The sequence below is a fragment of the Streptomyces zinciresistens K42 genome (genome assembly GCF_000225525.1).
GTDB classification, from domain to species: domain Bacteria; phylum Actinomycetota; class Actinomycetes; order Streptomycetales; family Streptomycetaceae; genus Streptomyces; species Streptomyces zinciresistens.
The window spans coordinates 1-18042 of sequence record NZ_AGBF01000033.1 but is presented as its reverse complement, the minus strand read 5'-3'; the positions used below and the strand labels follow the sequence as shown (position 1 = coordinate 18042).

The 18042-nt window shown below is 71.4% G+C and carries 15 protein-coding genes; 12 read left to right on the top strand and 3 right to left on the bottom strand.

Annotated features, from left to right (window positions below):
- The first annotated feature begins 75 nt into the window (after positions 1–75).
- The 10 genes from folC (at position 76) to SZN_RS13195 (ending at position 12953) form a co-directional block, all read left to right on the top strand.
- The gene (folC, locus tag SZN_RS13240) at positions 76–1563 is read left to right on the top strand and encodes a bifunctional tetrahydrofolate synthase/dihydrofolate synthase (protein WP_007495139.1); all 1488 of its coding nucleotides are present in this window, start codon (positions 76–78) and stop codon (positions 1561–1563) included.
- 9 nt (positions 1564–1572) lie between these two features.
- Positions 1573–1929 carry a DUF4233 domain-containing protein gene (locus tag SZN_RS13235; protein WP_007495138.1) on the top strand — a complete coding sequence of 119 codons (357 nt, stop codon included), beginning with the start codon at positions 1573–1575 and terminating at the stop codon, positions 1927–1929.
- A gap of 66 nt (positions 1930–1995) precedes the next feature.
- Entirely contained in the window at positions 1996–2409 is a 414-nt protein-coding gene (gene ndk / locus SZN_RS13230; protein ID WP_007495137.1) for a nucleoside-diphosphate kinase, read from the top strand.
- A 268-nt stretch (positions 2410–2677) separates the two neighbouring features.
- Positions 2678–3697 (top strand): rod shape-determining protein, encoded by a 1020-nt coding sequence (locus SZN_RS13225; RefSeq protein WP_004931372.1) that lies wholly within the window; start codon positions 2678–2680, stop codon positions 3695–3697.
- 214 nt (positions 3698–3911) lie between these two features.
- Positions 3912–4946 (top strand): rod shape-determining protein MreC, encoded by a 1035-nt coding sequence (gene mreC / locus SZN_RS13220; protein ID WP_007495128.1) that lies wholly within the window; start codon positions 3912–3914, stop codon positions 4944–4946.
- 13 nt (positions 4947–4959) lie between these two features.
- Positions 4960–5652: a rod shape-determining protein MreD gene (gene mreD / locus SZN_RS13215; RefSeq protein ID WP_007495126.1), complete on the top strand. Its 693-nt coding sequence runs from the start codon at positions 4960–4962 to the stop codon at positions 5650–5652.
- A 127-nt stretch (positions 5653–5779) separates the two neighbouring features.
- A complete protein-coding gene (mrdA, locus tag SZN_RS13210; protein ID WP_007495124.1) occupies positions 5780–8059 on the top strand; it encodes a penicillin-binding protein 2 in 2280 nt (759 codons plus the stop codon).
- Complete coding sequence (rodA, locus tag SZN_RS13205) at positions 8056–9255, top strand: rod shape-determining protein RodA (protein WP_007495122.1); 1200 nt, start codon at positions 8056–8058, stop codon at positions 9253–9255. Before mrdA ends, rodA begins: the two co-directional genes overlap by 4 nt.
- Positions 9256–9382: 127 nt before the next feature.
- Positions 9383–10885 (top strand): CYTH and CHAD domain-containing protein, encoded by a 1503-nt coding sequence (locus SZN_RS13200; protein ID WP_007495121.1) that lies wholly within the window; start codon positions 9383–9385, stop codon positions 10883–10885.
- An 88-nt stretch (positions 10886–10973) separates the two neighbouring features.
- A complete protein-coding gene (locus SZN_RS13195; protein ID WP_007495119.1) occupies positions 10974–12953 on the top strand; it encodes a TIGR03960 family B12-binding radical SAM protein in 1980 nt (659 codons plus the stop codon).
- Positions 12954–13048: 95 nt separating this feature from the next.
- Here SZN_RS13195 and SZN_RS13190 read toward each other — a convergent pair whose 3' ends face one another.
- The 3 genes from SZN_RS13190 to SZN_RS13180 form a co-directional block, all read right to left on the bottom strand.
- Positions 13049–14185: an FUSC family protein gene (locus tag SZN_RS13190; RefSeq protein ID WP_007495117.1), complete on the bottom strand. Its 1137-nt coding sequence runs from the start codon at positions 14183–14185 to the stop codon at positions 13049–13051.
- 482 nt (positions 14186–14667) lie between these two features.
- A complete protein-coding gene (locus SZN_RS13185; RefSeq protein WP_007495115.1) occupies positions 14668–15090 on the bottom strand; it encodes an arsenate reductase ArsC in 423 nt (140 codons plus the stop codon).
- Between the two features lie 79 nt (positions 15091–15169).
- Positions 15170–15550 carry an ArsR/SmtB family transcription factor gene (locus SZN_RS13180; RefSeq protein ID WP_007495113.1) on the bottom strand — a complete coding sequence of 127 codons (381 nt, stop codon included), beginning with the start codon at positions 15548–15550 and terminating at the stop codon, positions 15170–15172.
- A gap of 80 nt (positions 15551–15630) precedes the next feature.
- On the opposite strand from SZN_RS13180, the gene SZN_RS13175 reads away from it, so the two are divergent.
- Both SZN_RS13175 and SZN_RS13170 read left to right on the top strand, forming a co-directional pair.
- The gene (locus SZN_RS13175) at positions 15631–16059 is read left to right on the top strand and encodes an ArsI/CadI family heavy metal resistance metalloenzyme (protein WP_007495111.1); all 429 of its coding nucleotides are present in this window, start codon (positions 15631–15633) and stop codon (positions 16057–16059) included.
- Positions 16060–16175: 116 nt separating this feature from the next.
- Positions 16176–17786, top strand: coding sequence for an MFS transporter (locus tag SZN_RS13170; RefSeq protein ID WP_007495110.1), 1611 nt, complete (start codon positions 16176–16178; stop codon positions 17784–17786).
- Positions 17787–18042: the final 256 nt, after the last annotated feature.

The following is an 18042-nucleotide window of genomic DNA, read 5'->3' as shown; positions in this document are numbered from 1 at the left end:
GCCCGCGGCCCGTCCGTCGTCCCGTACCCCCCACTCCCCGGGCGCGCCGTCGGTCCGCCTCCGTAGACTGGCCCCGTGAGTGAGAGCGACGACCCCTTCGACGAGATCATCGCGGCCGAGACCGACCGGGACCCGGATCTCGCCGTCATCGAGGCCGGCAGCCGCACCCTGCGCACCCAGGGTGCCGGGCCCGGCCCGGACGTGCCCGCGCGACCGGAGGACCCCGAGGTCGACCGGGCCCTGCGCGAGGTCGAGGCGGACCTCGCCACCCGCTGGGGCGAGACCAAGCTGGAGCCGTCCGTCCGCCGTATCGCCGCCCTGATGGACGTCCTGGGCGAGCCGCAGCGGTCGTACCCCTCGATCCACATCACCGGCACCAACGGCAAGACGACGACCGCCCGCATGATCGAGGCCCTGCTCGGCGCCTTCGAGCTGCGCACCGGCCGGTACACCTCGCCGCACGTCCAGTCCGTCACCGAGCGGATCAGCCTGGACGGCGCCCCGGTCTCCGCCGAGCGCTTCATCGAGACGTACCAGGACATCAAGCCGTACGTCGAGATGGTCGACGTCGCGCAGGAGTACCGCCTGTCCTTCTTCGAGGTGCTCACGGGCATGGCCTACGCGGCGTTCGCCGACGCCCCCGTGGACGTCGCCGTCGTGGAGGTCGGCATGGGCGGCTCCTGGGACGCCACCAACGTCATCGACGGCGACGTCGCCGTGGTGACCCCGATAGACCTCGACCACACCGACCGGCTCGGCGGCACCCCCGGCGAGATCGCCGTCGAGAAGGCGGGCGTCATCAAGCAGGGCGCCACCGTGATCATGGCGCAGCAGCCGGTGGACGCCGCCCAGGTGCTGCTGAAGAAGGCCGTCGAGGTCGACGCCACCGTGGCCCGCGAGGGCCTGGAGTTCGGCGTCGTCGCCCGCCAGGTCGCCGTCGGCGGCCAACTGGTCACCCTGCGCGGGCTCGGCGGCGAGTACCCCGAGGTCTACCTGCCGCTGCACGGTGCGCACCAGGCGCACAACGCCGCCGTGGCGCTCGCCGCGGTCGAGGCGTTCTTCGGCGTCGGCGCCGCGCGCGCCGAGCCGCTGGACATCGAGGTCGTCCGCAGGGCGTTCGCCGCGGTCGCCTCACCGGGCCGCATGGAGGTCGTACGCCGCTCCCCGACCGTGGTCCTGGACGCCGCCCACAACCCGGCGGGCGCGCGGGTCACCGCCGACGCGATCGGCGAGGCGTTCGACTTCAGCCGGCTGATCGGCGTCGTGGGCGCGAGCGGCGACAAGAACGTGCGCGGGCTGCTGGAGGCGTTCGAGCCGATCTTCGCCGAGGTCGTCGTCACCCAGAACTCCTCGCACCGCGCGATGGACGCCGACGAACTCGCCGCGATCGCGGTCGAGGTGTTCGGCGACGAGCGCGTGCAGGTCGAGCCGAGGCTGCCGGACGCTCTGGAGGCCGCGATCACGCTGGCCGAGGAGGACGGCGAGTTCACGGGCGGCGGTGTCCTGGTCACCGGGTCCGTCATCACGGTCGGCGAAGCCCGGCTGCTGCTGGGGAAGGGCTGAGTTCCGAGTATGCGTACGCTGTGCTCCTCGACCTTGATCGGCGAGTTCTTCGTCATCGGGTTCGCCGGTCTGGTCGCGATGAAGGACCCCGGCCTGTCCATGTCGACGGTGTGGACCGTCTGCGGGATCGCGATGTTCCTGTGCGTGCTGCTGTGCGGCCTGGTGACCCGCCCCGGCGGCGTCGCGCTGGGCTGGATCCTGCAGTTCGCGCTCGTCGCCTCCGGCTTCGTGGTCCCCATGATGTTCGTCCTCGGCGTGGTCTTCGCCGGACTGTGGTGGGCCTCGGTGCACTACGGCAGAAAGATCGACGAGGCGAGGGCGCGGTTCGCCGCGCAGGCGGCCCCGTCCGCACCTGACGCTGCGTAACAAGCGGCTGGACACGCCCTGTAACCTCATCCCACCGCACACCGGCAGTAAGAAGGAGCCCCTCCCGTGACCCAGCGCACCCTCGTCCTGCTCAAGCCCGACGCAGTCCGCCGCGGCCTGACCGGCGAGATCATCAGCCGCATCGAGCGCAAGGCCGGCTGGCAGATCACCGCGCTGGAGCTGCGCACGCTGGACCAGGACACGCTGGAGCAGCACTACGGCGAGCACCAGGGCAAGCCCTTCTACGAGCCGCTGGTCGCGTTCATGGCCTCCGGCCCGGTCGTCGCCCTGATCGTCGAGGGCGAGCGGGTCATCGAGGGCGTGCGCCGGCTGGCCGGTCCCACCGACCCGGTCGCCGCCGAGCCGGGCTCGATCCGCGGCGACTTCGGTGTCATCGTCCGGGAGAACCTGATCCACGCCTCCGACTCCGAGGAGTCCGCCGAGCGCGAGGTGAAGATCTTCTTCCCGGGCCGCGCCTGAGCCCCACCGGAGCGGTCCGATCCGGGCGGCCGGAGAAATCCGGCCGCCCTGTGGCATATGCGTGGCGATCGAGGGAACGAGTGCCCCCGATGGCCCGTCTCCACAAGCGAGGCGACTCGCCGTCTGCTGACAATGGCGAAGACCCTCCCGCAGTGTTCGTGCAGGCGCGTCTACGATGGAAGCCTTCACGTCACAGCACCCACTTCGCCGTCCTGAAAAGCCGTCACAAGCTCCCGGGAAGGCCAGACGAATCCTGATGGGGAACTCAATGTCGTTCATCGGCCGTGACATGGCTGTCGACCTCGGGACCGCCAACACGCTGGTGTACGTCAGGGGTCGCGGGATCGTACTCAACGAGCCGTCCGTCGTCGCGATCAACACGAACACCGGTGGCATCCTCGCGGTAGGCGCCGAGGCGAAGAAGATGATCGGACGGACCCCCGGCAACATCGTCGCCGTGCGTCCGCTCAAGGACGGCGTCATCGCCGACTTCGAGATCACCGAGCGGATGCTCCGCTACTTCATCCTGAAGATCCACAAGCGCCGGTACCTGGCCCGGCCCCGCGTCGTCGTCTGCGTGCCCTCCGGCATCACAGGCGTCGAGCGCCGCGCCGTCATCGAGGCGTCGTCCCAGGCCGGCGCCCGCCAGGTGCACATCATCGAGGAGCCCATGGCCGCGGCCATCGGCTCCGGCCTGCCGGTCCACGAGGCCACGGGCAACATGGTGGTGGACATCGGCGGCGGCACGACGGAGGTCGCGGTCATCTCCCTCGGCGGCATCGTGACCGCCCAGTCCATCCGCGTCGCGGGTGACGAACTGGACAACGCAATCATCCAGCACATCAAGAAGGAGTACTCCCTCCTGCTGGGTGAGCGCACGGCCGAGCAGATCAAGATCACGATCGGTTCGGCGTACGACCTCGACGCCGACGAGCACACCGAGATCCGCGGCCGCGACCTCGTGTCGGGCCTGCCCAAGACCGTCGTCATCTCGGCGGCCGAGGTGCGCAAGGCCATCGAGGAACCGGTCAACGCCATTGTGGACGCCGTGAAGACGACCCTCGACAAGTGCCCGCCGGAGCTGTCCGGCGACATCATGGACCGGGGAATCGTCCTGACCGGCGGCGGCGCGCTGCTGCGCGGCCTCGACGAGCGCCTGCGCCGCGAGACCGGCATGCCGATCCACATCGCCGAGGACCCGCTGGACAGCGTGGCGCTCGGCTCCGGCAAGTGCGTCGAGGAGTTCGAGGCGCTGCAGCAGGTGCTGGACGCCCAGCCGCGCAGATGACGTAACTCTTCGATTCCGCCGTACGGGACGATCTCCTCTCGTACGGCGGATCGTTGATATAGAGGCATAAGCTCCCCGAAGAGCCTTCATTTCCCGCCCGCGAGCGCGGCGGACGAATCCGCCCGAGCTCCCCGAACCAACCCCGCAGACAGAACTCCTCGGGTCGACCCGGGGTTTCCCGCATTCCTATCGAGGAAGGGCACGGCCGCCGCACGTGAGGGACACACGAGAGAGCCGGCTGCTCCTGGTGCTGCTGATCGCCATCGCGTTCGCGCTGATCACGGTGGACATCCGCGGCGGGGAGGACTCCCCGGTCGACGGTGCCCGGCAGGCCGCCGCCACGGTCTTCGGCCCCATCGAGAACGGTGTGTCGAGCGCGGTGGACCCGGTCGGCAACGCCGTCGCCGCGGTCCGCGACTCCGGCGCGCGCAACGACCGGCTCGCCCGGCTCGAGCAGGAGAACGCCGCTCTCAAGGCCAGGCTCGGCAGCGACGACCGCACCCGCAGCCGCGCACGGCAGCTGGACAGGATGCTGAAGGTCGCGGGCGCCGGCCAGTACGGCATCAAGGGAGCCCAGGTCATCGCGATAGGAGCGGCGCAGGGCTTCTCCTGGACCATCACCATCGACGCCGGGGCCAACGACGGCCTCAAGCGCGACATGACCGTCCTGAACGGCGACGGACTGGTCGGCCGGATCACCACCGTCGGCCCGAACACCGCGACCGTCCTCCTCGCCAACGACCCCGACTTCACCGTCGGCACCCGCATGGAGTCCACCGACGAACTCGGGTTCGCCTCCGGCCAGGGCGACCGCCCGCTGCGCGTCGAACTCCTCAACGGCAAGGCGGAGGTGAAGAAGGGCGACCGCCTCGTCACCTTCGGCTCCCAGGCGGACAAGCCCTTCGTGCCCGGCGTTCCCGTCGGCGTCGTCTCCCGTGTCGACCCCTCCGGCGGCGGCCTGACCCGCACCCTGTACATCACGCCGTACGTCGCCTTCTCCAAGCTCGACATCGTCGGCGTCGTGGTCCAGGCCCCCGGCAAGGACCCGCGCGACACCGTGCTGCCCGCCAAGCCCCGGCCGACCCCCCGGCCGACCGTGACGGTCACCGTCACACCGGGCGCGGAGGTTCCCGGTGACGGTCGCGTCCAGCCGCAGACCGACGGCCGGAGCCCCCTGAACCAGCCCCTGGCCGACCCGCCGGACCAGGCCGCGGGCGACGACCAGACCCCGTACGAGCAAGAGCAGTAGGAGCTGAAGCCCCATGCGCGTCAACCGGATCCTGCTCTCCGCCTCCCTGATCGTCGTCGCCCTGGTGGTGCAGGTCAGCGTGCTGGCCCGGCTCCATCTGCCCGGGGCCGTCCCCGACCTGCTGCTGCTCACCGTGCTGGGCCTCGCCATGGTGTACGGCCATGTCGGCGGCGCCCTCATCGGCTTCGCCGCGGGCCTGCTCGCCGACCTCGCCCCGCCCGCCGACCACGCCGCCGGCCGCTACGCCCTCGTGCTCTGCGTCATCGGCTACCTCGCCGGGCTCATCAAACCCGGCAACGGCAAACTCAAGTCGGCGACCGGGCCGATGGTCGTCGTGGTCGCCGCCGCGATCGGCTCGACCCTGCTGTACGCCGGGGTGGGCGCCCTGGTCGGCGACACCGCCGCCCGCAACGTCGGCCTGGGCAGCCTGCTGTTCACCGCCGCCCTGTACGACCTGCTGCTCGCCCCCTTCGTCGTCCCGGGCGTCATGGCGCTGGCCCGGCGCGCGGACAACGACCCGCTCGCCGAGACCAACTCCCCGTCCAAGAAGACCGACATCTCCTCGGGCTGGCTCTCCGGCGGCACCGGACTGCGCATCGGCGGCCAGCGCGGCGCCCTGGGCGGGCTCAAGGGCGGACTGAAGGTGAAGGCGGCACGCTCGCGCACGGCGCGCGCCGGGCGCATCAAGGGGGTCAAGCGGCTGTGAGGGCAGGGCAGTTCACCCGCACGGGTGAGTCCGGGAGGAACCGGGCCGTGGGGGCCCGTCGTTCCTCTCTCGAACGCACACAGCCGTACTCGTACTGGTACTCGCAGGGAGAGGGGGAGGCAGCGCAGTGACCAACATCCCAGAGACCGGCCGCACGCCACGCGTCCAGATCCGGCTCGTCGTCATCCAGATCCTCGTCCTCTCCCTCCTCGGCACCCTCGGCGGACGCCTGTGGTACCTCCAGATCCGCGAGGGACAGGCGTACGCCAAGGAGGCGTCGGGCAACCACGTCCAGCAGGTCGTCCAGCCCGCCGTGCGCGGCTCCATCCTGGACGCCCGCGGCGTACCCCTCGCCGACAACGAGACCCGCCTCGTGGTCTCCGCCTCCCGCACCGACCTGCTGAAGATGCCGGACGACGGCAAGGGAGTCCTGACCAAGCTCGCCGGAGTGCTCTCCATGACCCCCGCCGAGGTCATGGAGAAGGTCCGGCTGTGCGACGCCAAGACCCCCCAGCCCTGCTGGAACGGCTCGCCGTACCAGCCCATCCCCATCACCGACGAGGCCACGCCCAAGCAGGCCCTGCAGATCCGCGAGCGCGCCGAGGACTTCCCCGGCATCACCGCCGAGCCGCAGGCCCTGCGCCGGTACCCCAGCCCCGGCGGGTCCAACACCGCCCAGGTCCTCGGCTACCTCTCCCCGGTCACCGACCAGGAACTCCAGCAGGCCCAGGACACCGACTCGCCCTACCTGCGCTCCGACCAGGTCGGCCGCTCCGGCCTGGAGCGCCAGTACGACAAGCAGCTGCGCGGCAAGGCCGGCGTCACCCGCTACGAGGTCGACAACCTCGGCAGGGTCATCGGCGAGGCCAAGGCCGACGCGGCCCAGGCCGGCTCCAACCTCGTCACGAGCATCGACTCCCGCGTGCAGCGCGTCGCCGAGTACGAACTCAACGAGGCGATGAAGGAAGCCCGCAAGGAGTGGGACCGCAACACCAACGAGCGCTACAAGGCCGACTCCGGCGCGGTCGTCGTCATGGAGGCCAAGACCGGCCGCGTCGTCGCCATGGCGTCCAACCCCTCCTACGACCCCAACGCCTGGGTCGGCGGCATCTCCGCCAAGGACTACAAGCGCCTGACGGGCAAGGAGTCCAACTACCCGCTGCTCAACCGCGCGATCCAGGGCCAGTCGGCGCCCGGCTCCATCTTCAAGGTCATCCCGACGGCCGCCGCGATCAACGCCGGCTACTCCTTCGACGGCCCCTACCAGTGCTCCAGCTCGTACTCGATCGGCGGCCAGGTCTTCAAGAACTTCGAGTCCAAGGGATACGGCCCCATCAGCCTCGGCCGGGCCCTGGAGGTCTCCTGCGACACCGTCTTCTACCGGCTCTCCCACGAGGAGTGGAAGCGCGACGGCGGCACCAAGCCGAAGAAGAAGACCAACGACTGGTTCTACAAGACGGCCCACCAGTTCGGCCTCGGCGCCGAGACCGGCATCGACCTGCCCAACGAGGTCACCGGCCGCATCCCGGACCGCCAGTGGAAGCAGGACTACTGGAAGGCCAACAAGAACGCCTGGTGCAAGTACGGCAAGAAGGGCGGCTCGTACGCCCAGCAGATCGCCTACGAGAACTGCCTCGAAGGCAACCGGATGCGCGCCGGCGACTCCGTGAACTACTCCATCGGACAGGGCGACACCCTGGTCACCCCCATCCAGATGGCCAGCATCTACGCCGCCATCTCCAACGGCGGCACCCTGTACAACCCCACCGTCGGCAAGGCCGTCGTCAGCGCCGACGGCCGCACGGTCGACGAGATCAAGCCCAAGCCCCGCAGCAAGCTGCCGATAGGGCGCAAGACGCTCACCGAGATGAGCGACGCCCTCGCCGGTGTCGCCACCCGCGGCACCGCCGCCTGGCGCTTCGCGGACGTCGGCTGGCCCCAGAACAAGATCGCGATGCACGCCAAGACCGGTACCGCCGAGGTCTACGGCAAGCAGACCACCTCCTGGTTCGCCACCTACACCAAGGACTACGCGGTCGTCATGACCATCGCCCAGGGCGGTACCGGCTCCGGCGCCTCCGGCCCGGCCGTGCGCAACATCTACGACGCGCTGTACGGCGTCTCCGACGGCGGCGCGATCGACAGGAAGAACGCCCTGCTGCCCACCCCCCAGAAGAGCCTGCCGAAGGTCCGCACGGACGGCACCATCACCTCGCCCAAGGTCTCCAAGGACCCGGCGAAGGAGCAGCGGGCCAGCCAGCAGGACGCGGGCGGCGGCGACCAGCCGCAGCTCGCCGGCACCGCGGCGACCCCGACGCCCGAGAACCGCGACACCCGGCGCAGACGCCGCAGGGGACGCGGCCCCGGCGCCGGCCGCGGTCCGGGAAGCCGGAGGACGCTGACATGAGCGGCGCCAACAGCTTCCAGGTCTCCGGATACGGACCCCAACGGGCGGGACTGGCCCGCCTGCTGGCCCGCGACTCGCTCGCCCGCCGCCTCGACTGGCCGATGCTGCTCGCGGCCCTCGCCCTGTCGATGCTCGGCTCCCTGCTGGTCTACTCCGCGACCCGCAACCGCACCGAGCTCAACCAGGGCGACCCGTACTACTTCCTGATCCGGCACGTCCTGAACACCGGCATCGGCCTCACCCTGATGATCGGCACCCTGTGGCTCGGCCACCGCACCCTGCGCGGCGCCGTTCCCATCCTCTACGGCTTCTCGCTCCTGCTGACCCTGCTGGTGCTGACCCCGCTCGGCTCCACCATCAACGGCGCCCACTCCTGGATCAAGCTCCCCGGCGGCTTCTCGCTCCAGCCCTCGGAGTTCGTGAAGGTCACGATCATCCTGGGCATGGCGATGCTGCTCGCGGCCCGCGTGGACGCGGGCGACAAGCCCTACCCCGACCACCGCACCGTGCTCCAGGCGCTGGGCCTGGCCGCCGTACCGATGCTGATCGTGCTGCTCATGCCCGACCTCGGCTCGGTCATGGTGATGGTCGTCATCGTGCTCGGCGTGCTGCTCGCCTCCGGCTCGTCCAACCGCTGGGTCTTCGGACTGATCGGCACCGGCACGATCGGCGCCCTCACCGTCTGGCAGCTGGGCATCCTGGACGACTACCAGATCGCCCGCTTCGCCGCCTTCGCCAACCCCGAACTCGACCCGGCGGGCGTCGGTTACAACACCAACCAGGCGCGCATCGCCATCGGTTCGGGCGGACTCACCGGCTCCGGTCTGTTCAAGGGCTCGCAGACGACCGGCCAGTTCGTGCCGGAGCAGCAGACCGACTTCGTCTTCACCGTGGCCGGCGAGGAACTGGGCTTCATCGGCGGCGGCCTCATCATCGTCCTGATCGGCGTGATCCTCTGGCGGGCCTGCCGCATCGCACGCGAGACGACCGAGCTGTACGGCACGATCGTCGCCGCCGGCATCGTGGCCTGGTTCGCCTTCCAGGCGTTCGAGAACATCGGGATGACCCTCGGGATCATGCCGGTGACCGGACTCCCCCTGCCCTTCGTCTCCTACGGCGGCTCCTCGATGTTCGCCGTCTGGGTGGCCGTCGGACTCCTCCAGTCGATCCGCGTACAGCGCCCGATGTCGGCGTGAGCGGGGCCGCCGGACCGGTCCCGCACCGGCCCGGCGCCCCGGCCCACCCGCCGCCACCTCCCCTTTTCCGGCACTTCATGGCCGGCAATGCCTGTCGTCCCGCCCCGACTCCCATTAGATTCAGGTCATGGCGGACACCAAGCGCGAAATCGAGCGGAAATATGAATCCGACGACAGCGGCCTGCCCGACCTGACCGGCGTCGCCGGCGTCGCGGCCGTCCTCGACAAGGGCGTCGCGCACCTGGACGCCACCTACCACGACACCGCCGACCAGCGGCTGACCGCCTCATCGATCACCCTGCGCCGCAGAACGGGCGGCACCGACGCCGGGTGGCATCTGAAGTTCCCCGTCGCCCCGGGCGTACGCGACGAGATCCAGGCACCGCTGTCCGACACCCTCCCCGGCGATCTCGCCGGGCTCGTGCGCTCCCGGGTCCGGGACGCCGACCTCGTCCCGGTGGTCCGGCTCCGCTCCGACCGGCACGTCCACCACCTCGTGGACGCCGGGGGACGGCTCCTCGCCGAGATCGGCGTGGACGCCGTCCGGGCCCAGCGGCTCACCGGCGGCAGCGGCAGCGCCCAGTGGACCGAGATCGAGGTCGAACTGGCCGACGACGGCGACCCGGCCTTCCTCGACAAGGTGGACAAGCGGCTGCGCAAGGCGGGGGTACGGCCCTCGGGCTCGGCGTCGAAGCTCGCGCGCGCCCTCGCCGAGACCGCCCCGAAGAAGCCCCCCGCCGCCCGTGCGGCGGCCCCCGAGACCGCCGGCGACCACGTGCTGGCGTACGTGCGCCAGCAGCGCGACGCGATCGTCGGGCTCGACCCCGCGGTCCGCCGGGACACCGAGGACTCCGTCCACAGCATGCGCGTCGCCACCCGCCGGATGCGCAGCACCTTCAAGTCCTTCGGCACGGTCCTGGACCGCACCGTCACCGACCCGATCGGCGCCGAGCTCAAGTGGCTGGCCGGCGAGCTGGGCGTGGACCGCGACCGCGAGGTCCTCGACGAACGCCTCTTCGCCGCGCTCGACGAGGTCCCGCACACCCTGCTCTCCGGGCCGGTCGCCGACCGGCTGCGGCACTGGGCCGGCGACCGGCCCGGCGGGGCGAGCGCCCGGCTGATCGGCGTCCTCGACTCCCGCCGCTACCTGGCGCTGCTCGACGCCGTCGACGGGGTGCTCACCGGGCCGCCGCTGCGCGAGGCGGCCGGCAAGCGTCCGGACAGGGTGCTCGCCAAGGCCGTACGCAAGGACTTCGCGAAGGTCTCCGCCCTGGTGGGCCAGGCCCTGGAGCTGGAGCCCGGCACCGACCGGGACGTCGCGATCCACGAGGCCCGCAAGAAGACCAAGCGCACCCGCTACGCGGCGGAGGCGGCCGTGCCCGTCCTCGGCAAGCGGGCCAAGGCCCTGGTGAAGTCGATGAAGGGACTGCAGAACCTCCTCGGCGAGCACCAGGACAGCGTCATGGCCCGCCAGACCCTGCGGGAGATCTCCGCGGTCGCGCACGCCGCGGGGGAGAGCGCCTTCACCTACGGCCTGCTCTACGGGCGCGAGGAGGGGCGTGCCGCGGCCGTCGAGGCCGAGCTGCCGGGGTTCTGGGCCGGGGCCGAGGGCGGTGCGGACGCCCTCTGAGCCGTCGGACGTCCTGGGGGTGGCCGCGGTCGCGTTAGGCTAGATGGTCACCCCTGTCAGTTCCGTCCAGCTCCCGAAGGTTCGCGAGATGCCTGCCGAAGCCGCTGCGGCCGCCGAGTCCGTGTTCCCGCAGCTCGAAGCGCTGCTCCCGCATGTGCAGAAGCCCATCCAGTACGTCGGTGGAGAACTCAACTCCACGGTCAAGCCGTGGGAGTCCTGTGACGTGCGCTGGGCGCTCATGTATCCCGACGCGTACGAGGTCGGGCTGCCCAACCAGGGCGTCATGATCCTCTACGAGGTCCTGAACGAGCAGGAGGGCGTCCTCGCCGAGCGCACGTACAGCGTGTGGCCGGACCTGGAGGCGCTGATGCGTGAGCACGCGGTGCCGCAGTTCACGGTGGACAGCCACCGGCCGGTGAAGGCGTTCGACGTCTTCGGCCTGTCCTTCTCCACCGAGCTCGGCTACACCAACATGCTCACCGCGCTGGACCTGGCCGGCATCCCGCTGGAGTCCCGGGACCGCGGCCTCGACGACCCGATCGTGCTGGCCGGCGGCCACGCCGCGTTCAACCCCGAGCCGGTCGCCGACTTCATCGACGCCGCGGTGATCGGCGACGGCGAGCAGGCCGTCCTCGACATGACGCGCATCATCCGCGCGTGGAAGGCCGAGGGCATGCCCGGCGGCCGCGAGGAGGTCCTGTTCCGCCTGGCGAGGACGGGGTCGGTGTACATCCCGGCGTTCTACGACGTGGAGTACCTCCCCGACGGCCGGATCGCCCGTGTCGTACCGAACAGGTCGGGTGTGCCGTGGCGGGTGTCCAAGCACACCGTCATGGACCTGGACGAGTGGCCCTACCCCAAGCAGCCGCTGGTCCCGCTCGCCGAGACCGTCCACGAGCGGATGTCGGTGGAGATCTTCCGCGGCTGCACCCGCGGCTGCCGCTTCTGCCAGGCCGGCATGATCACCCGCCCGGTCCGCGAGCGCTCCATCACCGGCATCGGCGACATGGTGGAGAAGGGCCTCAAGGCCACCGGCTTCGAGGAGGTCGGCCTGCTGTCGCTGTCCTCGGCGGACCACAGCGAGATCGGCGACGTCGCCAAGGGGCTCGCCGACCGCTACGAGGCGGACAAGATCGGCCTCTCCCTGCCGTCCACCCGCGTCGACGCCTTCAACATCGACCTGGCCAACGAGCTCACGAGGAACGGCCGCCGTTCGGGCCTGACCTTCGCCCCCGAGGGCGGCTCGGAGCGCATCCGCAAGGTCATCAACAAGATGGTCTCCGAGGACGACCTCATCCGCACCGTCTCCACCGCGTACGGCAACGGCTGGCGCCAGGTGAAGCTGTACTTCATGTGCGGCCTGCCGACCGAGACCGACGACGACGTGCTGCAGATCGCCGACATGGCCACGAAGGTCATCGCCAAGGGCCGCGAGGTCTCCCGGTCCAACGACATCCGCTGCACGGTGTCGATCGGCGGCTTCGTGCCCAAGCCCCACACGCCGTTCCAGTGGGCGCCGCAGCTGTCGGCCGAGGAGACGGACGCCCGTCTGGAGAAGCTCCGCGACAAGATCCGCGGCGACAAGAAGTACGGCCGCTCCATCGGCTTCCGCTACCACGACGGCAAGCCCGGCATCGTCGAGGGCCTGCTCTCCCGCGGCGACCGCCGCATCGGCGCCGTGATCCGCGCGGTCTACGACGACGGCGGCCGCTTCGACGGCTGGCGCGAGCACTTCTCCTACGACCGCTGGATGCAGTGCGCCGACAAGGCGCTGGCCCCCTTCGGCGTCGACGTCGACTGGTACACCACCCGCGAGCGCTCCTACGAGGAGGTCCTGCCCTGGGACCACCTGGACTCGGGCCTGGACAAGGACTGGCTCTGGGAGGACTGGCAGGACGCCCTCGACGAGACCGAGGTGGAGGACTGCCGCTGGACACCGTGCTTCGACTGCGGGGTGTGTCCTCAACTCGACACTCATATCCAAATCGGACCCACGGGGAAGAAGCTGCTGCCGCTGACGGTGAAGAACGCCGGGGCGGCGCCTGCCGCGGGTGGGCATTCGCACTGAGGGGGGCGGGGCGTCGGACCCGGCTCGGGTGGCTGTCCGTCCGGGGCGCTGGTGTCCGTGACTGCGGGGGCGGCGGTGCCGGGGGCGGTCGGTTGTCAGGTGGTCTGCCGGGGTGTCGCGGCGGTGCGTCGGGCGAGCAGGCCGGCCGGCAGCATGACGAGGAGGCCGATTCCCACGCCGCACAGGGTCCACAGCACCCGGTAGCCCTCGGCCGCGTAGTCCGAGGGCTGGGGCAGGTCCAGCAGGACGAGTGCTCCGGCGGCGATGGCGGCGGTGTAGAGCGCGTAGTTCCAGAAGCGGACTCCCACCCCGTGCACGAGCAGGACGAGCGCCACCACTTCGAGGCCGCGTTCGACCGCGAACAGTCTGAGTCCGGTTTCGTTGACGGGCACCAGCAGCAGCAGCGCGGCCGCACCGGCGCCGATCAACGCGCCGACAAGCCGTTGCGCGCTGACCAGGGCGGCCTGTTCCAGGCTCGGTTTCATCGCGATCATGGCCGCGATCGAGATCCAGCTGCCGTGCGACAGGTCCAGTCCGTACGCCAGTGCCACGGTGCCGGCGATGGCCAGGGCGCGGATCAGCGCGAACATGATCAGCGGGACGGTCGGCTTCTTCCGCGAGGTGTCGCCGGGGAGCTCCGGGAAGAGCTTGGGTGAGCCGGTGCGCCCGCGGATCAGCCACCAGAGGAACGTCACCAGGATCCACACCGCGGCCCCGCCGGTCCAGGCGAGCACCTGGGCCCAGGTGTGGCTGGTGACGCGGCTCGACGTGTGGAGGCCGACCGCCAGCGCGAGGGCGATGACGAACCAGATGTTGAGCAGCAGGGCGTTGACGAACCTGCGGGTCCCGAACGCGGCGGCCAGCCCGGCCACCAGGGTGACCAGGAACGCGGCGAGCACGAGCCAGCCCCAGGCGGCCGCCCCGAGAGCGAAGGCCAGGGCGGTCGTACCGGCGCCGATCAGCGCGAAGAGCGAGGTGTCGGACGCGCGCCGCCCGAAGCCGCCGCCCGGATCGGCCAGCGCGGTGAACAGGACCCCGAACAGCGCGCTGAGCAGGTACTGCTCGTAGCCGATGGCCCAGAACACGAACAGCGGCACCATCGCGACGTCCAGGAACACGACCGCTCGCGGCCAGTTGAGCCCGGCGGGATCGCGCGCGAACACGTTCGACAGCCAGCCCGTGATGTTCCTCCTGTGCGCCGGCTGTGCCGCTCGGTCGCTCTTGCCGGCCACGACCGCTCTCCTTCACTCAAGCGCGGAAATTGCCGCTTACGTAGTGAATTGTCTCGCTCGCGGCTCCGGCGCGCCGCCGCTGCGGGTGCTCGCGAGGAGAGCCTGGTCCGGACCGCCCGCGGCGCGACGCGGGCGGGCGCTTCGGCGGGAGCGCCCGCGCGGCAGGGTGCCCGGTCGCGCGCTCGGGGCGCGGGGCGGGGTGTCAGGGGGCGGCGGCGGGGCTGCGGCGCTCGATCAGGACGACGTCGCGCCGGACGCCGTGGTGGCGGCCGACGTGTTCGCCCCGTACCCGCCCGGAGCCGTCGAGGGCGACGTGGCCGTGTCCGGGCGGTTCGGCGGCGTCGAAGCCGGCCCCGGCGGGAGCGGCGGTCTCGAAGATGGCGTCGCCCTCGTCGATGCCGGGCCGTTAGATCGTCAGGACCTGGTCCGCGTGCCCGCGTGCCCTCGCGGCGACGCGGCGGCGCGGAATCCGCGGGCCGGGCTCATCGCGCACCCGGTGCGAGGAGTTCCGCGAGCAGGCCGCGCACGCGTCGCTCGATCTCGTCGCGGATCGGGCGGACGGCGTCGACGCCCCGGCCCGCGGGGTCGGGCAGCTCCCAGTCGAGAAGGCGCGTGCCGGGGAGGACCGGACAGGTGTCGCCGCAGCCCATCGTGACGACGACGTCGGACGCCTGGACCGCCGTCGCCGTGAGCACCTTGGGGGTCTCGGCGGAGATGTCGATGCCCGCTTCGGGCATGGCCGCGACGACGGCCGGGTGCACGGTGGCGGCCGGGGCGGAGCCGGCGGAGCGCACGCGGACGCGGTCGCCCGCGAGGTGGGTGAGGAAGGCGGCGGCCATCTGGGAGCGCCCGGCGTTGTGGACGCAGACGAAGAGGACCGACGGCGGCCCGGCGGGTGGGGTCATGGCGGGGTCCTTCCTGGCGCGGGGGAGCGGCGGGGCGTGGGGGCGGGTGCCGTCCGTCCGCTCGGGCGGGCGGCTGTGCTCAGACGGTCGTCGTGGGGTGGGGCGTGGCGGTGAGGAACGCGGCGAGCCGGTCCAGGGCCGGGGGCTGCGCCCGGTAGTAGACCCATGTGCCGCGGCGTTCGCGGTCGATCAGTCCGGCCTGCCGGAGCAGTCTGAGGTGGTGCGAGATGGTCGGCTGGGAGAGGGTGAACGCCGGGGTCAGTTCGCACACGCAGACCTCGCCGCCCGCCCGCGAGGCGATCAGCGACAGCAGGCGCAGTCGTACGGGGTCGCCCAGCGCCTTGAAGGTCCTGGCCAGATCGGCGGCGTGGGCCTCGTCCAGCGGTGCCGTCAGCAGTCCGGGGCGGCAGTCGCCTGTCCGGTCGTCCCGCTCCGGCGCCGAGCGCTCTTGATTCGACATCCTTCTATATTGACGTTCGTCGATGTCGGATGCAAGCTCTGTTGTGACAGGCATCAATGCAAGCAGATGGGAGCCGTGCCATGTCCCGAGTCCAACTCGCCCTGCGCGTCAGCGACCTGGACGCGTCGATCGCCTTCTACACGAAGCTGTTCGGCACCGGCCCGGCCAAGCGGCGCCCCCGCTACGCCAACTTCGCCCTCGCCGAGCCGCCGCTCAAGCTCGTCCTGATCGAGGGCGAGCCCGGCGCGGAGACCCGTCTGGACCACCTCGGCGTCGAGGTCGGATCCACCGCCGAGGTCGAGGCCGCGACGGGCCGGCTCAGGGACGCCGATCTCGCCGCCGTCGAGGAGAACGACACCTCCTGCTGCTACGCCCTCCAGGACAAGGTGTGGGTCCACGGCCCCGGCCGGGAGCCCTGGGAGGTGTACGTGGTGAAGGCCGACGCCGACACCCCCGGCACGGGGTGCGCGGAGCAGGGGGCCACCGGGGACCCCTGCCGCTGCGGCTGACGGGCCCCTCGCCCGCGCGCCCCTCGTGCGCCGAGCGGCTCGCCCCCTCGTGCGCCGAGCGGATGAATTCCGCGGTTCGCCAGGGTTCCGTACCGGATGGCGGCAATGCATCGCCCATGACGCCCGGGACAGGAACCGCCGACGGTCCGGCCAAGGCAGGGCTCGTCCTGTGGACACTGGCGGCCGGCCAGTTCCTGATGGCCCTCGACAGCTCGGTCATGAACGTGTCGATCGCGGCCGTGGCCGAGGACGTCGGCACGACGGTGACGGGCATCCAGGGCGCCATCACGGCGTACACCCTCGTGATGGCCATGCTCATGATTCCCGGCGGCAAGATCGGGGAGCTGATCGGCCGCAAGCGGGCGTTCATGATCGGCTGCTGCGTCTACGGATGCGGCTCGCTCCTCACGTCCCTCGCGCCCAACCTGCCCGTGCTGCTGCTCGGCTGGGCGTTCCTGGAGGGCGTGGGTGCCTCCCTCATCCTCCCCGCGATCGTCGCGCTGGTGGCGGGCAACTTCTCCGTCGAACGCCGGCCCGCCGCCTACGGACTCGTCGCGGCGGCGGGCGCCGTGGCGATCGCCCTGGGGCCGCTCATCGGCGGATTCGCCACGACGTACCTCTCCTGGCGCTGGGTGTTCGCGGGCGAGGTCGTGGTGGTGCTCGGCATCCTCCTGCTCGCCCGCCCCGTCGTGGACGTGGTGAGCCCGCTGCGCCCGCGCCTCGACCTGGTGGGCTCCGTCCTGTGCGCCCTCGGCCTGGGCGCCTTCGTCTACGGCGTGCTGCGCTCGGACGAGTGGGGGTGGTTCCGGCCGAAGCCCGACGCGCCCGTCTGGCTCGGGATCTCCCCGGTCGTCTGGCTGATGCTCGCGGGCGTCCTGCTGATCCGGCTCTTCCTGCACCGCGAGTCCCGCCTCGTGGCCCGCGGGCGCGATCCGCTCGTCGACCCGGCCCTGCTGCGCAACCGGCAGCTCACCGGCGGCCTGGTCATGTTCTTCTTCCAGTACCTCGTCCTGATGGGCGTGTTCTTCGTCGTACCGCTCTTCCTCTCGGTCGCGCTGGGCCTGTCCGCCCTGGAGACCGGCGCGCGCCTGCTGCCGCTCTCCCTGACCCTGCTGGCGGCCGCCACGCTGATCCCCCGGCTGTTCCCGGACGTCTCGCCGCGGCGCGTGGTACGGCTCGGGATCCTCGCGCTGCTGGCCGGCGCGGTGGTCCTGATGGCGGCGCTGGACGCGAACGCCGGAGCGGAGGTCGTGACCGTGCCGTTCCTGCTGATCGGGCTCGGCACGGGCGCGCTCGCCTCCCAGCTCGGCTCCGTCACCGTCTCGGCGGTGCCGGACGAGCAGAGCGCGGAGGTCGGCGGCATCCAGAACGCCGTCACCAACCTCGGTTCCTCGATCGGTACGGCACTGGCCGGATCGATCCTGATCGCCGCTCTCGCGTCGTCGTTCCTGGCCAACCTCGAACAGAACCCGGCGATCCCGCCCTCGGTCACGGACCGGGCGGCCGTGGAGATCCAGAACGGTGTGACGTTCCTGTCGGACGACCAGCTCCGGTCCGCGCTCGACGAGGCGGGTACGAGCCCGGAGACGGCCCGAGCCGCGCTGGACGCCAACGCCGCCGCCCGGTTGGACGGTCTGCGTGCCGCGCTCGCGATCCTCGCGTTCGCCTGCGCCCTGGCGCTGTTCCTCACGTCGAGGATTCCCGCCGCCCAGCCGCGGTCGGCCTGAGCGCCGGCGTCGGTGCCCGGTAGCAGGACCCGTTCGACGCGCTCGCGCCGGCCGTCGACGCCCCGCGGGCCGGGCGCCCGGTCGTCGCGCGCGGGCCCTTTTCCGGCCGTCGAGGACTCCGTGCCGGGGCATCCGCTCAGCGGTCGGCCGCCACCGGTCCGCGAAGCTCGCGGCCCCGCGCGACGGCTCCGCGCGACGGCTCCGCGCGGCGGCTCCGCGCGGCGGCCCCGTACGTCGGCCCCGCGCGGCGGCCTCG

What these genes read in the sequence shown, in the direction of transcription:
- SZN_RS13195 (WP_007495119.1), top strand. Translation starts at nt 10,974, where the DNA reads ATGCCTGCCGAAGCCGCTGCGGCCGCCGAGTCCGTGTTCCCGCAGCTC.
- SZN_RS13175 (WP_007495111.1), top strand. Translation starts at nt 15,631, where the DNA reads ATGTCCCGAGTCCAACTCGCCCTGCGCGTCAGCGACCTGGACGCGTCG.
- mreD (WP_007495126.1), top strand. Translation starts at nt 4,960, where the DNA reads ATGCGCGTCAACCGGATCCTGCTCTCCGCCTCCCTGATCGTCGTCGCC.
- SZN_RS13235 (WP_007495138.1), top strand. Translation starts at nt 1,573, where the DNA reads ATGCGTACGCTGTGCTCCTCGACCTTGATCGGCGAGTTCTTCGTCATC.
- SZN_RS13185 (WP_007495115.1), bottom strand. Translation starts at nt 15,090, where the DNA reads ATGACCCCACCCGCCGGGCCGCCGTCGGTCCTCTTCGTCTGCGTCCAC.
- SZN_RS13180 (WP_007495113.1), bottom strand. Translation starts at nt 15,550, where the DNA reads ATGTCGAATCAAGAGCGCTCGGCGCCGGAGCGGGACGACCGGACAGGC.
- SZN_RS13170 (WP_007495110.1), top strand. Translation starts at nt 16,176, where the DNA reads ATGACGCCCGGGACAGGAACCGCCGACGGTCCGGCCAAGGCAGGGCTC.
- SZN_RS13225 (WP_004931372.1), top strand. Translation starts at nt 2,678, where the DNA reads ATGTCGTTCATCGGCCGTGACATGGCTGTCGACCTCGGGACCGCCAAC.
- rodA (WP_007495122.1), top strand. Translation starts at nt 8,056, where the DNA reads ATGAGCGGCGCCAACAGCTTCCAGGTCTCCGGATACGGACCCCAACGG.
- SZN_RS13200 (WP_007495121.1), top strand. Translation starts at nt 9,383, where the DNA reads ATGGCGGACACCAAGCGCGAAATCGAGCGGAAATATGAATCCGACGAC.